12 protein-coding genes, 1 other RNA gene and 1 pseudogene are annotated in these 13,656 nt (G+C 64.3%); 8 read left to right on the top strand and 6 right to left on the bottom strand.

Translation table 11 applies throughout. The features are described from left to right. Positions 1-280: 280 nt before the first annotated feature. The 6 genes from petA to ACCQ15_RS12600 all read left to right on the top strand — a co-directional run bounded on the left by petA (position 281) and on the right by ACCQ15_RS12600 (position 5,029). The gene (gene petA, locus ACCQ15_RS12625; RefSeq protein ID WP_011347774.1) at positions 281-925 is read left to right on the top strand and encodes a ubiquinol-cytochrome c reductase iron-sulfur subunit; all 645 of its coding nucleotides are present in this window, start codon (positions 281-283) and stop codon (positions 923-925) included. Beyond that, the gene (locus ACCQ15_RS12620; protein WP_008571315.1) at positions 925-2,184 is read left to right on the top strand and encodes a cytochrome b; all 1,260 of its coding nucleotides are present in this window, start codon (positions 925-927) and stop codon (positions 2,182-2,184) included. Before petA ends, ACCQ15_RS12620 begins: the two co-directional genes overlap by 1 nt. Further along, the gene (locus ACCQ15_RS12615; RefSeq protein ID WP_218532082.1) at positions 2,177-2,935 is read left to right on the top strand and encodes a cytochrome c1; all 759 of its coding nucleotides are present in this window, start codon (positions 2,177-2,179) and stop codon (positions 2,933-2,935) included. Before ACCQ15_RS12620 ends, ACCQ15_RS12615 begins: the two co-directional genes overlap by 8 nt. 416 nt (positions 2,936-3,351) lie before the next feature. Next, positions 3,352-3,987, top strand: coding sequence for a glutathione S-transferase N-terminal domain-containing protein (locus ACCQ15_RS12610; protein ID WP_017159210.1), 636 nt, complete (start codon positions 3,352-3,354; stop codon positions 3,985-3,987). A gap of 78 nt (positions 3,988-4,065) precedes the next feature. Then, on the top strand, positions 4,066-4,506 hold the full coding sequence (locus ACCQ15_RS12605; protein ID WP_029819627.1) for a ClpXP protease specificity-enhancing factor: 441 nt from the start codon (positions 4,066-4,068) through the stop codon (positions 4,504-4,506). Positions 4,507-4,696: 190 nt separating this feature from the next. Next, positions 4,697-5,029, top strand: coding sequence for a hypothetical protein (locus ACCQ15_RS12600; RefSeq protein WP_008571310.1), 333 nt, complete (start codon positions 4,697-4,699; stop codon positions 5,027-5,029). Positions 5,030-5,222: 193 nt separating this feature from the next. Here ACCQ15_RS12600 and ACCQ15_RS12595 read toward each other — a convergent pair whose 3' ends face one another. Together ACCQ15_RS12595 and ACCQ15_RS12590 are read right to left on the bottom strand one after the other, a co-directional pair. Continuing rightward, a complete protein-coding gene (locus ACCQ15_RS12595) occupies positions 5,223-5,603 on the bottom strand; it encodes a DUF3301 domain-containing protein (protein WP_008571309.1) in 381 nt (126 codons plus the stop codon). 76 nt (positions 5,604-5,679) lie between these two features. Then, positions 5,680-5,756, bottom strand: a non-coding RNA gene (locus ACCQ15_RS12590) — sX9 sRNA. A gap of 190 nt (positions 5,757-5,946) precedes the next feature. Here ACCQ15_RS12590 and ACCQ15_RS12585 point away from each other — a divergent pair. Next, positions 5,947-10,341, top strand: a complete 4,395-nt coding sequence (locus ACCQ15_RS12585; protein ID WP_372380619.1) for a DEAD/DEAH box helicase — start codon at positions 5,947-5,949, stop codon at positions 10,339-10,341. On the opposite strand, the gene ACCQ15_RS12580 is transcribed toward ACCQ15_RS12585, so the two are convergent. Both ACCQ15_RS12580 and ACCQ15_RS12575 read right to left on the bottom strand, forming a co-directional pair. Beyond that, positions 10,281-10,901: a DNA-3-methyladenine glycosylase gene (locus tag ACCQ15_RS12580; RefSeq protein ID WP_136732649.1), complete on the bottom strand. Its 621-nt coding sequence runs from the start codon at positions 10,899-10,901 to the stop codon at positions 10,281-10,283. The two genes, ACCQ15_RS12585 and ACCQ15_RS12580, sit on opposite strands and share 61 nt — an antisense overlap. A 203-nt stretch (positions 10,902-11,104) precedes the next feature. Further along, complete coding sequence (locus ACCQ15_RS12575; RefSeq protein WP_169730847.1) at positions 11,105-11,260, bottom strand: hypothetical protein; 156 nt, start codon at positions 11,258-11,260, stop codon at positions 11,105-11,107. Between ACCQ15_RS12575 and ACCQ15_RS12570 the strand changes: the two are divergent. Further along, positions 11,199-11,573, top strand: a pseudogene (locus ACCQ15_RS12570) (MCP four helix bundle domain-containing protein); the annotation flags it as partial. The gene ACCQ15_RS12575 and the pseudogene ACCQ15_RS12570 overlap by 62 nt on opposite strands. Here the strand turns inward: ACCQ15_RS12570 and mobF are convergent. Then, positions 11,486-12,082 (bottom strand): MobF family relaxase, encoded by a 597-nt coding sequence (gene mobF, locus ACCQ15_RS12565; RefSeq protein WP_506187862.1) that lies wholly within the window; start codon positions 12,080-12,082, stop codon positions 11,486-11,488. The pseudogene ACCQ15_RS12570 and the gene mobF overlap by 88 nt on opposite strands. Before the next feature lie 45 nt (positions 12,083-12,127). After that, the gene (locus tag ACCQ15_RS12560; protein ID WP_372381606.1) at positions 12,128-13,648 is read right to left on the bottom strand and encodes a type IV secretion system DNA-binding domain-containing protein; all 1,521 of its coding nucleotides are present in this window, start codon (positions 13,646-13,648) and stop codon (positions 12,128-12,130) included. Positions 13,649-13,656 lie beyond the last annotated feature (8 nt).

Raw genomic sequence — 13,656 nt, 5'->3', positions numbered from 1 at the left:
ATTGCTGCGCTTGCACCATATCCACGCATCCACCGCACGCGCGCATTGCCGTTGCAGCCTACGCAAGGGCACTACGTCACAGCCATCCGTCTCCCATGCTCGTTGAACTCCATCGGATTGGCTGCCGCTTGCATGGGCCGTTGCATCGCATAGGGCCGACTGCGTACATTGCGTTGTCTGTGCATTAAGCGTTCCGCTACACTGCGGTCGATTCATCGCGGCTGGACCCCCCGCCAGCCGTTGGCAGCCTCACGCTACCTAATCAAGATCGGAGAGCCGGATGGCCAACGATGGGGTTAACGCACCTGCTGATATCGGGCGTCGTCGGTTTTTAACCGCGACAACGGCCGTGGTCGGTGCGGTCGGAGCAGGATTCGTTGCAGTTCCGTTCGTGAAGTCGTGGAATCCCAGTGCGCGTGCCAAGTTGGCTGGCGCACCGGTCACCGCCGACATCAGCGCCTTGCAGGAAGGCCAGCGCATGGTCCTTGAATGGCGCGGTCAGCCAATCTGGATCGTCAAGCGCTCCAAGGCCATGCTCGACGCACTCCCGTCGCTGGACGACCGGCTCAAGGACCCCAAGTCCGAGAACAAGGATCAGCAGCCGGAGTACGTGCTGAAAAACCCGGAATATCGCTCGATCAAGTCCGACATTTCGGTGCTGGTGGGGCTGTGTACGCATCTGGGTTGCTCGCCGGAGATGGTCGCCGAAATCCGCCCCGAGCCTTACGACCCGCAGTGGAAGGGCGGTTACTTCTGCCCTTGCCACAAGTCGCGCTTCGACATGTCCGGCCGCGTCTTCGATGGCGTGCCGGCACCGATCAATCTGCTGGTGCCCCCACACCACTACGTGGACGACAACACCTTGGTGATCGGCGTCGATCCTGACGATGCCGGTGCGTCGGCCAAAACCACGGGGGCTGCCTGATGAGCAATGTTCTGGTCCGTACCGCCAATGGCGTGTTCGATTGGGTCAACGAGCGCGCGCCCGGGCTGATGCCCATGTACCGCAAGCACATCAGCGAGTACTACGCGCCGAAGAACTTCAACCTCTGGTACTACTTTGGCTCGCTGGCCATCGTGGTGCTGGTCAACCAGATCGTCACCGGCATCTTCCTGACGATGCACTACAAGACCAGCGCCGCCGATGCATTCGCTTCGATCGAATACATCATGCGCGACGTGGAGTGGGGCTGGCTGATCCGCTACATGCACAGCACCGGTGCCTCGCTGTTCTTCATCGTGGTGTATCTGCACATGTTCCGCGGCTTGATGTACGGCAGTTACCAGAAGCCGCGCGAGCTGGTGTGGATTCTCGGCATGCTGATCTACCTGGTGCTGATGGCCGAAGCCTTCATGGGCTACGTGTTGCCGTGGGGGCAGATGTCGTTCTGGGGCGCGAAGGTGATCATCTCGCTGTTCGGCGCCATTCCGGTGATCGGCAATGGGCTGACCGAATGGATCATGGGCGACTACCTGCCCGGCGATGCCACGCTCAATCGCTTCTTCGCCTTGCACGTGATCGCATTGCCGTTGGTGTTGCTGCTATTGATCGTGCTGCACATCGGTGCGCTGCACGAAGTGGGTTCCAATAACCCGGACGGGGTGGACATCAAGAAAGGTCCAAAGGGCAATCGCTGGGATGCGCACAAGCCGGCCGACGGCATTCCGTTTCATCCGTATTACACGGTCAAGGACCTGGTCGGCGTTGGATTCCTGCTGTTGATCGCTGCCTTCATCATCTTCTTCGCGCCGGCGTTCGGCGGCCTGTTCCTGGAGCACGACAACTTCACCGAAGCCAACCGGCTGGTGACGCCGGAGCACATCAAGCCGGTGTGGTACTACACGCCGTACTACGCCATGTTGCGCGTGGTGCCCAACAAGCTGGGCGGGGTGCTGGTGATGTTCTCGGCCATCGCGATCCTGTTCCTGGTGCCCTGGCTGGATCGCGCCAGGGTGCGCTCGGTGCGCTACCGCGGCTGGATTTCCAAGCTGGCGTTGGGCGTGCTGGTGGTGTGCTTCGTCTGGCTGGGCGTGATCGGTTCCGGCCCCGGCACCGACGCGCATGAAACCTATGTCGGGCGCGTGCTGACCTTCCTGTACTTCGCCTTCTTCATCACCATGCCGGTGTGGACGCGGCTGGACAAGACCAAGCCGGTTCCGGAGCGGGTGACGACCCATGACTAATTCCAACGTGACGTCATGGAAGTCGCGCGTGGTCGCCTTGCTCTGCGGCCTGGTAATCGCTGGTGGTGCAATGGCGGCCGAAGGCGGGGCGGTGCCGCAAGCAGGTAATGACCTGAGCGATCGCGCATCGCTGCAACGTGGTGCGCAGTTGTTCATGAACTACTGCTCCGGCTGCCATTCGTTGAAGTACCTGCGCTATTCGCGCATGGCCAGCGATTTGGGCCTGAGCGAAGAGGAGGTCATGACCAATCTCAACTTCACCGGCGCCAAAGTCGGCGAACATATCGAAGGCACCATGCCGCACGACGCGGCGACCAAGTGGTTCGGCAAGGCGCCGCCGGATCTGACCTTGATTGCACGCGTGCGCGGTACGGACTGGGTCTACACCTATCTCAAGTCGTTCTATCTGGACCAGACACGCCCGCTGGGCTGGAACAACAAGCTGTTTCCGAACGCCTCCATGCCCAACCCGCTATGGGAGTTGCAAGGCCTGCAGCAGGCGCAATTCGGCCCGGCCGACAAGGCCACCGGCGACAAGCCGGTAGAGGCATTGAAGCTTGGGCAGCCAGGGCGTCAAACACCGGTGGAATTCGACCAGACCGTGCGCGATATCGCCAACTTCCTCGAGTATGCCGGCGAGCCGGCCGCATTGAAGCGCCAAAGCATGGGCGTGTGGGTGGTCCTGTTCCTGGCGCTGCTCACCTTCATCGCTTATTTGTTGAAGAAGGAATACTGGAAGGACGTGCACTGAACGCTGCGTAGGCCGTCATCGGCTGCGGAAGCGAACAATGCAATGCAGGGCAGGCAGGTATCGCAGGTGCTTGGATACCTCTATTTGTCGCCGAGCCTTGCGGGCGCTCCCAGCAGAAAGCGCTAGCCCCCACCTCCCGTGCGGAGAGGGGGCGGGCTGATGGTTGGCAAGCGAACAGCATGTCGGCATGTCGATCGGGGCCGTCAGCGTAGATCCCTGCAACAGGGTTGCAGCGCCTACATGTCCTGCGGTCTCGGGGGAGCAGCGCAGCAACCGGCTTATCGGAACATTAATAAGCCCTATCACTCTTGGCTTTTGCGTGACGTGATTGCACACTCGATAGACCGTGGTGACTGTCGGCGTTGGGCCGGCCGCGCCGATGCGGCCGGCGGATTCCGGTCGTCGGAGAGCCTTGAATGGCGACGAGTGTGCGTATGCGGAATACCTTGACTTTGTTTTCGTCCAACGACGACGTGTTGTGCCACCGGGTCCGTCTGGTCCTGGCGGCAAAAGGGGTGACCTACGACCTGGTGGCGGTCGACCCGCAAAATCCTCCCGAAGATCTGATCGATCTCAATCCCTATCATTCGGTGCCGACGCTGGTCGAACGCGACCTGGTGCTGTACGCCGCCTCGGTGGTCAGCGAATACCTGGACGAGCGCTATCCGCATCCGCCGCTGATGCCGGTCGACCCGCTTTCGCGCGCGCGTCTGCGCCTGGCGATGTTGCGCATCGAGCATGACTGGGTGCCGCAAGTGCAGGCGATCCAGCTCGGCAACAAGACGCAGGCCGAGGCCGGCCGCAAGCGTCTGAAAGAACTGCTTACCGCCTCGGTGCCGTTGTTCAAGGCCAGCAAATTCTTCCTCAATCCGGAAATGAGTCTGGCCGATTGCGCGATGGCGCCGATCATCTGGCGACTGGACGCGTTGGAAATCAGCCTGCCCAAGGACGGTAAGGCGATCGAGGATTACGGCAACCGGATCTTCCGCAACCCGGGCTTTATCCGCAGCCTGACCGATCAGGAAAAGAAGCTGCGCGATCTGCCGGGCTGATGCGACGGCTGTATGCCAACAGACCGACTCCCGATCGCGTGGCCGCCGCGACGGGCCATGTGCGGGTAAAATGACGCAATGAGCGAAGATTTCCCCCGCATGACCAGCCATCGCCCGTACCTGTTGCGGGCCTTGGTCGAATGGATCAACGACAACGGCATGACGCCGCACGTTTTGGTGGATGCCGGCCTGCCCGGTGTGCAGGTGCCTGCCAGTGCCGTCAAGGACGGTCGCGTCGTGTTGAATATCGCCGAGCGTGCCGTGGTCGGCCTGCAGGTGGACAACGAAAGCGTGAGCTTTACCGCGCGCTTCGGTGGCGTGAGCCACCCGGTGATGGTGCCGATGGCCGCCGTACTGGCGGTCTATGCGCGCGAAACCGGGCAGGGCATGGCGCTGCCGGACGACATCCCCGGCACCAACAGCGAGCCGCCGGATCCGGGCTCGCCCCCACCGAGCGCGCCGACGCCGGACGAATCGCCCAGCGGTGGCAAGCGCCCGCATCTTCGCGTGGTGAAGTAAGGACAGCACACCACACGCCTGCGCCGCCGCACGGCGAGTGCAGGCCGGTGCGCAGAATCAGCAGGGACCACCTGTAAGCTGAAGTTCCTGCGTGCCGTCGAATGCTATCGGTGACGGCGTCCCAGGTTCTGTTGGCTGCGCTGAAAGCGGCAAGCGTATGACCTGCAGACTCGCCAGGTGGAGGGTTCGATTGCACGTAGAGCGCACCCGTCATGTCGATTGCAGCGCGCCGGATCCGTCCGGCGCACTCGACGACGCGTACGAGTACGACATCTATCGCTTCGTGGATGGCGAGCGTTGTCTGATTGCGCGCAGCTACATCGACACGCCGCGTGAGGCGCATTTTCTCAGCATGGAAATTGCCGGCAAGTCGCGTCTGTTGAAGGATGCCGACCTGCTGGATCCGCTGTGGCTGTTCGCCCAGGCGCAGCTGCGTCGAGAGGGCAAGCTGCAATTGTGCTGGCTGAGCGGCAGGGACAATGGCTACGAGCCCGTTCCCGCGGATTCGACGTCTTTGGAATGAAGTGGCCGGCTGTGTGGAGTGCCGCCGACTGATGCAATGGCCAGCCGCGTGCACAGACGGCGACAGCGCGCAGCAACAGCTCGATGATTGCTGGAATCCAGAGGGAAGCTGGCCGGCCAATCGCTGTAACCCAGACATGTGAAGCTGCAGGTATGTCAGGTGTCAGCGTGCGGGTGAGCTGCAGCTGCGCGCCTCACTCCAGACGCTCATGCTCCGGGTGCAATGCCCTGACGGTAGCGACCTGCGGCCCGGTGAAGGCAATCAGTTGATCGCCGCGCAGCACCAGCTTGCCGCTATGGCGATCCACGCCGTCGTAGGAATAGTCGAAGCGGAAGGTGCGCTCGAAGCCCAGCCAGCCGCTGGGCATCCTGCACACGCGGATATTGGTGGAATGCACGCTCTGGTCCAGCCATTGCACGTCGGCCGCGCGGCAGGCATTGCGGCCAAGAATGTCGGCGCGTTCGGCAGCCGCGCGCGAGGAGTTCCAGAACGCGAACAGCGCGGCGCCGGCGATCATGAAAAGAATCAGGCTGGGCATGCCGCCAATGTGCCACGGCACGTGGCCGGCGGACAATCGCCGGGCCGGTGCCGCAACGTTGCGAAGGCGTCGCCTTGCCGACGGCAGAGGCCGCCACCATTGCGCTAACAGCGGCTAACAAAACCTAGCGAGCAGCTGTCAGGTGGGCGCGGACGGCGCGCTCAGAACCGGAGTGTACGAGCGGTACATGCCGATTCCGAGCACCGGCCGCGCCCGCCTGGCAGCTGCGCAGTCGCTTTGTTAGCCGCTCTAAATCGTTCACTGCCGGCCTGGCCCGTGGCTTGTCTGGACCGCTGCGCAGCCCCATTGATTGTGGTTCCCGCCGAGTTACATCCGCGCGCCTTGCCGTCATGATGAGCAATGGTGTCGGGCATTGCCAATGCATCCTGTCCTGCAACACTTCCATCCTGTGGTCGCTGCGTGGTTCGCGCAGACCTTCGCTGCGCCGACACCGGCGCAGGTCGCCGCGTGGCCGGCGATCCAGGCCGGACGCCACACGCTGGTGGCCGCGCCGACCGGCTCGGGCAAGACGCTGACGGCCTTCTTCGCCGCCATCGATGCATTGATTCGCGACGGGCTGGCCAACGGCGGTGCGTTGCCCGACGAAACCCGTGTGGTCTACGTCTCGCCGTTGAAGGCCTTGTCCAACGACATCCACCTCAATCTGGACGCGCCCTTGCAGGGCATCCGTGCGGCGCTGGTCGCCGGCGGCTTGCCGGATGTGCCGATTCGTACCGCGGTGCGTACCGGCGATACCCCGCAGCGCGAGCGCGCGCAGGCGCGTCGCACGCCGCCGCATATTCTGGTGACCACCCCGGAGTCGCTGTACGTACTGTTGGGGTCGGCATCCGGGCGCGCGTCGCTGCAGCATGTGCGCACCGTGATCGTCGATGAAATCCACGCGGTGGCGTCGGACAAGCGCGGCAGCCACCTGAGCCTGACGCTGGAGCGCTTGCAGCGGCTGGTCGCGCAGCCGATCACGCGGGTGGGGCTGTCGGCCACCCAGAAGCCCATCGAAACGGTGGCGCAATTCCTGGTCGGTGTCGACGCAGACGGCGTGCCGCCGCCGTGCGAGATCGTCGATATCGGCTACACCCGCAAGCGTGATCTGGCCCTGGCGTTGCCGCCCACGCCGCTGAGCGTGGTGATGTCCAACGACCAGTGGCTGCAGGTGTATGCCGATGTGGCTGCACTGGCGCAGCAACATCGCACCACGCTGGTGTTCGTCAACACACGGCGCATGGCCGAACGCGCGGCGCGGCATCTGGGCGATCTGCTCGGCAAGCAGCGCGTGTCGGCGCATCACGGCAGCCTGTCGCGCGAGACGCGCCTGCTGGCCGAGCAACGGCTCAAGGCCGGCGATCTCACCGTGTTGGTGGCGACCGCATCGCTGGAACTGGGGCTGGATATCGGCGATGTCGATCTGGTCTGCCAGCTCGGTTCGCCGCGCTCGATTGCCACCTTCCTGCAACGCGCCGGGCGTTCCGGACACAAGGTCGGCGGCACGCCCAAGGCGCGCCTGTTTCCGCAGACCCGCGACGAACTGGTCGAATGCGCCGCGCTGCTGGACAGCATCCGCCGCGGCGAACTGGATGCCTTGCGCATTGTGACGGCGCCGGTGGATGTGCTGGCGCAGCAGATCGTTGCCGAAGCCGCATGCGAAGACTGGGACGAAGATGCGCTGTTCGCGCTGGTGCGGCGCGCGTGGCCGTTCGCCGGGTTGAGCCGTGCCACCTTCGACAGCGTGGTGCGCATGTTGTGCGATGGCTTCAGCACCCGCCTCGGTCCGCGCGCCGGGTATCTGCATCGCGATGCCGTGCACCGGCGCCTGCATGCACGGCGCGGTGCGCGCATGACGGCGCTCACTTCCGGCGGCACCATTCCCGAAACCGGCGACTACAGCGTGGTGCTGGAACCGCAGGCCGAAAAGATCGGCACGGTGAACGAGGATTTCGCCGTTGAAAGCCTCACCGGCGATGTGTTCCAGCTCGGCAATGCGAGCTACCGCATCCTGCGCGTGGAGGCCGGGCGCGTGCGCGTGGAAGATGCCAAGGGCGCGCCGCCGAACATTCCGTTCTGGCTGGGCGAAGCGCCGGGCCGCAGCGATGAGCTGTCTGCGGCGGTGTCGCGCCTGCGTGGCGAGATTGCCGCGCGTCTGGACACCGCGCCGCACCAGGCGGCTCGCGACTGGCTGCAGCGCGAGCTGGAAATGTCCGCCGAAGCGGCGCGGCAACTGGTGGATTACCTGGCAAACGCTTGTACGGCATTGGGCGCGATGCCCACCCAGCAGTGCCTGGTCATGGAGCGTTTCTTCGATGCCAGCGGCGGTACCCAGCTGGTCATCCATTCGCCGTACGGTAGCCGCATCAATCGTGCGTGGGGGCTGGCGCTGCGCAAGCGCTTCTGCCGCACCTTCAATTTCGAATTGCAGGCGGCGGCCACCGAAGATGCGATTGTGTTGTCGCTGTCGACCAGTCATAGCTTTGCGCTGGAAGAGGTTGGTCGTTACCTGCATTCGTCGTCGGCCGAGCATGTGTTGATCCAGGCATTGCTGGACGCACCACTGTTCGGCGTGCGCTGGCGCTGGAACGCCACCAACGCAATGGCGCTGCCGCGCTTCAGTGGCGGCAACAAGGTGGCGCCGCAGTTGCAACGCATGAAGTCCGAAGATTTGCTCGCCACGGTATTCCCGGACCAGGTGGCCTGTGCGGAGAATCTGGTCGGCGAACGCGAGGTGCCCGACCACCCGTTGGTGGCACAGACCCTGGAAGATTGCCTGCATCACGCCATGGATAGCGACGGCTGGCTGCAGGTTTTGCGCGGCCTGGAATCGGGCGCGGTGACGCTGGTCGCGCGCGACCTGGCCGCGCCGTCGCCGCTGGCCGCCGAAGCCTTGAATGCGCGTCCGTATGCATTTCTCGACGATGCGCCGCTGGAAGAACGCCGTACCCAGGCCGTGCAAAGTCGCCGCTACACGCCGCAGACCAGCGACGACCTGGGCCAGCTCGATCCGCAGGCGATTGCCGCAGTGTGCGAAGAGGCCTGGCCACAGCCGCGCGATGCCGAAGAAATGCACGAGGCATTGGTGGGGCTGGGCGTGTTGCCGGTCGCAGACGCTACCGACGCGCAGTGGCAGGCATGGTTGGCCGCGCTGGCCGCAGCGGGTCGTGCCAGCTGCATTGCCTTGCACGGCAGCCCGGCGCTGTGGGTCAGCGCCGAGCGTATCGACTGGTTCTTGCCGTTGTATCGGCAAGCAACTGTGCAGCCGCCGTTGCAGGCGCCGGCCGATTGCCGCGTTGCCGACTGGCAGCGCGACTGGGCGGTGCGCGAACTGCTGCGCGGGCGCTTGTCCGCGGTCGGCCCGGCACAGGTGCCAGCCTTGTCCCACGCATTGCAGGTGCCGGAAGCAGAAATCGCGCTCGCACTGGCGGCCTTGCAACGCGAGGGCTACGTCATGGCCGGGCAGTTCAATGCGCATGTGCAGGGCGAAGAGTGGTGCGAGCGCCATCTGTTGGCACGCATCCACCGCTACACGCTGGGGCGCCTGCGCCGCGAGATCGAACCGGTATCGCAACGCGATTACGCGCGTTTTCTGTTCGAGTGGCAGCACGTGGACAGCAGCAGCCGGGTGGCTGGGCCAGATGCGCTGGCCGGTGTGGTGGGGCAGCTCGAAGGCTTCGAGGCGCCTGCGGTGCTGTGGGAGAGCGAGCTATTGCCTGCGCGCATCCGCGACTATCAACCGGCCTGGCTGGACGAGTTGTGCACTGCCGGGCGCACGCTGTGGGCACGCCTGCGGCCCGGCGGCGGCCGCAGCGGCGCTGCACTGCGCAGTACGCCGATCGTGCTGCTGCCACGACGCGAAGCGCAGCGTTGGAGCGCGTTGGCGCGCGATGCCGACGACGCGCCATTGGGCTCCCGCGCGCAACGGGTCATGCAGGTGCTGCAGCAGCAAGGCGCGCTGTTCTTCGACGAAATCGCCGACGCGGCACATCTGATGAACACCGAGCTGGAAGATGCCTTGAGCGAGCTGGTGATGCGTGGCCGCGCGCATTGCGACAGCTATGCCGGCCTGCGCGCGCTGCTGGTGCCGGCGTCCAAGCGGCCGTCGGCACTGTCGCGGCAGCGTCGCCGTGCCAGCGCACTGGGCATCCGCGATGCGGGCCGCTGGGCGCCGGTGCGGGCGCTGCCCGACCTGCCGCTTGCCGAAGCCGCGCAGCGCCATCAGGACACGCTCGAACACGTCGCGCGCACGCTGCTGCGGCGCTACGGCGTGGTGTGCTGGCGGCTGCTCGAACGCGAGGCCGCATGGCTGCCGCCATGGCGGGAATTGCTGCGCATGTATCAACGGCTGGAAGCCCGTGGCGAAATCCGCGGCGGGCGGTTTATCGCCGGGCTGTCCGGCGAGCAGTTTGCGTTGCCGGACGCGATTGCGGCCCTGCGCCGTGTGCGCGCGCAGCCGTTGCCGCAGCAATGGATCTGCGTCAGTGCCAGCGACCCAAGCAACCTGCTCGGCAGTCTGCTGCCCGGCGAGCGGGTCGCGCGCGTGCCGGGCAACCGCGTCGCTTCGCTGGATGGGCTGCCGATGGCGGTCTGGGCGGCAGACCGCTTCCAGGCCTTGCAGGAGCTCACCCCCGAGCAGGCCGAGCAGGCGTTGCGTCTGCTACAGCGCGGACCGGGCGCGGCCGAGCAATCGCCGATGGAGCGCTGGTTGGCTCAATCGCCCGCGGGCGGCGTGCCTTTTCCGGTCACGCGCGGAAGCGGACGCGACACATAGCGGCTATCTGCAACCACCCAGCGCCATGGCGCGTCCACGGCCTTGCGGATGCCGATGCGCGGCGTTGCCACTGGATGGGAGGGGGGCGGCACGCCGTCGTCTTCGATCCAGAGCCGCGCGGCCGCAGTGCTGAGATCCAGCCCATTGTCGGCGGCGGTCACGCCGAACGCCTGCGCCAGGCGGCCTGGGCCGGTGGTCAAGGCGGTGACCGGCGCGGCGCCGCGCGCGGCCTGCATGCGATCGATACCGGCCAGCGGTTCCAGTGCGCGGATCAGCACCGCATGCCCGGGCGCACCGCCGCACACCGCATTGATTGCCCAATGCATGCCATAGATGAAATACACATACAGGTGCCCCGGCGCACCGAACATCACCCGCGTGCGCGGAGTCATGCCGCGGAACGAGTGCGCGGCCGGGTCGTCGCTGCCGCAGTAGGCTTCCACTTCGGTGATGCGCCCGCGGCGTCCGTCAGCACTGACCAGCACCTTGTTGAGCAATTGCGGCGCGACGTGGCGGGCATCGTGGGCATAGAACGTGCGGGGCAAGGGCTTTGCAGGCATGGCCAAAGCATAGCTGCGCGGACGTGATGTCCCAGCGGTGTGGCCTGGACAGCGCACGGGCGGGGGTAGGGTTTTTCCGAATATGGGCGGTGATGAGCGCGTGATCTGTCACAAAAGCGCAGATTCGATTTGATGAATAGGCACTCCGGCTCTGGATGCATCTCAAGCGCGTTTTGTCGTCGCCGATAGCCATTAGCGATGGGTTAGACCCGCCGTATCGCCATGCGCGGTACGCGCAGCGCCATCGCCTTCCTGTAGCGCATGTCGCCCACGCATCCTTCTTGAGAGAACTCCCCAATGTTAGGCAACTTCAGAATCGGAACCAGACTGATCGTGGCATTCCTGATCGTCTCGGCCATCGGCGCATGCATCGGGTGGGTGGGCTATTCCAACTCCGGCCGCATCAGCGCGCTGTCGACGTCGTTGTACGAGCGCGAGTTGCTCGGCATGTCCCATGTCAAGGAAGCCAACATCAACCTCATCTATGCCGGCCGCGCGCGCGCCAACCTGTTGTTGGCCAGCAGTGCAGAAGAGCGCCAGTCGCATGTGCAGAACATCGACAAATACACCGCCAAGGTGGTCGATCACATGGCCCGTGCGCGGGAGAGCTTCCAGAGCGAGGAAGGCAAGAACAAGCTGGCGCAATTCGATCGCGCCTGGCAGAAGTATCTGTTGTCGTTGCGCAGCGCCCGCCACTGGCCATCCCCGCGCCGGGTCAGATTCATCACCACGGCGTGGGTGTGCAGCTGCGGATCTTGCTCGCGGCTGGTTTCGTGCCGGAACTTGGCCACGACCAGGTTGCCGGTATCGACCACGCCGGCCTTGCCGCCCGTCTTCACGCGGGCTTGGGCCAGGGTTTCGGCGTGGGCGACGGTGGCGGCCACGGCTTCTTCGTGGGCTTTGACCAGGCGGGCATCGCCGCCAACAAGCGCCTGGATGCTAACGCTCTTTGGCGCGCTGAACGTCAGGTCGATGCCAATGCGTTCCTTGGTGTCGTTACGCTTGGACGTGCGGGAGATTTCGATGCCCGGCTTGACCTGGCCGGCGAGCAATTGCTGGAACCTGGCACGGTCAACCTCGCCTTCCAGACCCAGCCGTTCCGCGCCCTTGCCCTGCCACTCCGACGCATCGAGTTCCTTGGTGTAGTAGTCGTCCTCGGCCTCGGCGTAATACCGGCCCATGTCGTTTAGATCGGCGCGGGTGAGAACCTTGTGGCTTAGCATGGTTTATCCCCCGAACGCCGCGTTACGCTCCACGAACGACGGCACCTGCTGCCTGAATTGCTGGAACTCCAACTTGGTCCTCGCAATTGGTCGGTCGCCAGCGAACGCGACGATAGCGGTCAGGTCCGGCATGCTCACGATTTCTGACGGCATGACGACCCGCTCGCGGTCGGTGCGATCGCGACGATTGGCGCCCTTCGCGGACCTGGACTTTTCCTCGCGCACCACTTCGTGATCGCCGAGCGCCTTGCTCATTTCTTCCGCCGTTTCCGGGTCCGAATTGGCACCGCCCAGCACCACCAGGGAGCGGAAACAGGCGCGCAGCGTTTGCGCTTCCTTGTTGCCGTAGAGGTCGTCTAGCTGCGACACGGTTTGCAGGCCGGCAATCGCCCTCAGACCATGCTTGCGGCCTTTGGTCAGTGCGTCCTGCTGGCTGGCCAGCTTTTCCAGGCTTGCCAGTTCGTCCAGGCTGAGCCAGATGCGCCTGCTCTTGCTCTCCGGCAGTGATAGGACGGACGTGCATACCACGTCCACCCAGGCCGATATGAGCGGTCGCAATGCCTCGGCCATGTCCTCGCGCCACGTGAGGAACAGATTGCCGGTTTGGTCGTCTTCCAGGAATCGGCGAATGGAGAAATGGCCAGTCGGCATTTCCAGGTGTTCGGGCAACTTGTCGGCCAGCACGAACCGCGCACTGGCCAGCGCCTTTTCAGCGCCGACGAACAGGGATTCGGCGGACGTGCCGGCCAGGAATAGTTTTAGGTTCTCCGGTTCCTCGATGGTGCACCAGTGGAACAGATCGCGAATGCTGGGACTGCCGTTCATCGCCAGCTTCTTCGCGCACTCGGCCAGCAACAGGCGGCCGAAGCTGCACCATTCTTCTTCCTCGGCCGACTTACCACGCGGCACCAGTGACAAGGCGTAGCGCTTGTAGTCGTAGTCATTGCGGATTTCGTTGTAGAACGTCCAGCCTTCGGTGCGCGTGTCGTAGGGATTTAGGATCTTGTCGCCCTGCCGGTAGAACTTCGAAACCAGGTCACCGTTAGGGTCGCAGAACACGAATCGGTCGCCGCGCAGGATGCCCGAATAAGCCAGGCCGCGAATCACTACGCTCTTGCCTACACCTGTCGAACCGGCCACCAGGATGTGCGTCGGCTCGACCGCCGTAGGAACTGGAATATCGCCAACCGTGACCTGTTGCGTTTTGCGTTCGCGGGTGAGCGACTTGAGCTTATCGACCGTGACGATCTTGGTTCCGCGCAGGAACCGCTTGAAGCGCTGCCCGGTGAACGGCGATGACAGCATGACCACCAGCAGCCAGGTCATCAGCGCGGCCATCAGGATTCCGCCGAAAATGCCCAGCAGCAGGACCGGTTTTTCGTGGGTGTGGCTAGCGATCTGCCACAACGCTTTGATCTTGGGGGAGCTCAGCGTTTCGGTCTTCTTTACCGCCATGAACCAACCCATGAAGGGCATGAAAACCCACATGGCCAGGATCAGTTGATTGCGCTCGGTCTTGTCCATCTGCCTTC

This window comes from Xanthomonas sp. NCPPB 1754 (genome assembly GCF_041475725.2).
Classification (GTDB): domain Bacteria; phylum Pseudomonadota; class Gammaproteobacteria; order Xanthomonadales; family Xanthomonadaceae; genus Xanthomonas; species Xanthomonas euvesicatoria.
Note: the sequence above shows the minus strand (reverse complement) of the source record. Positions and strands in the feature narration are given on the sequence as shown.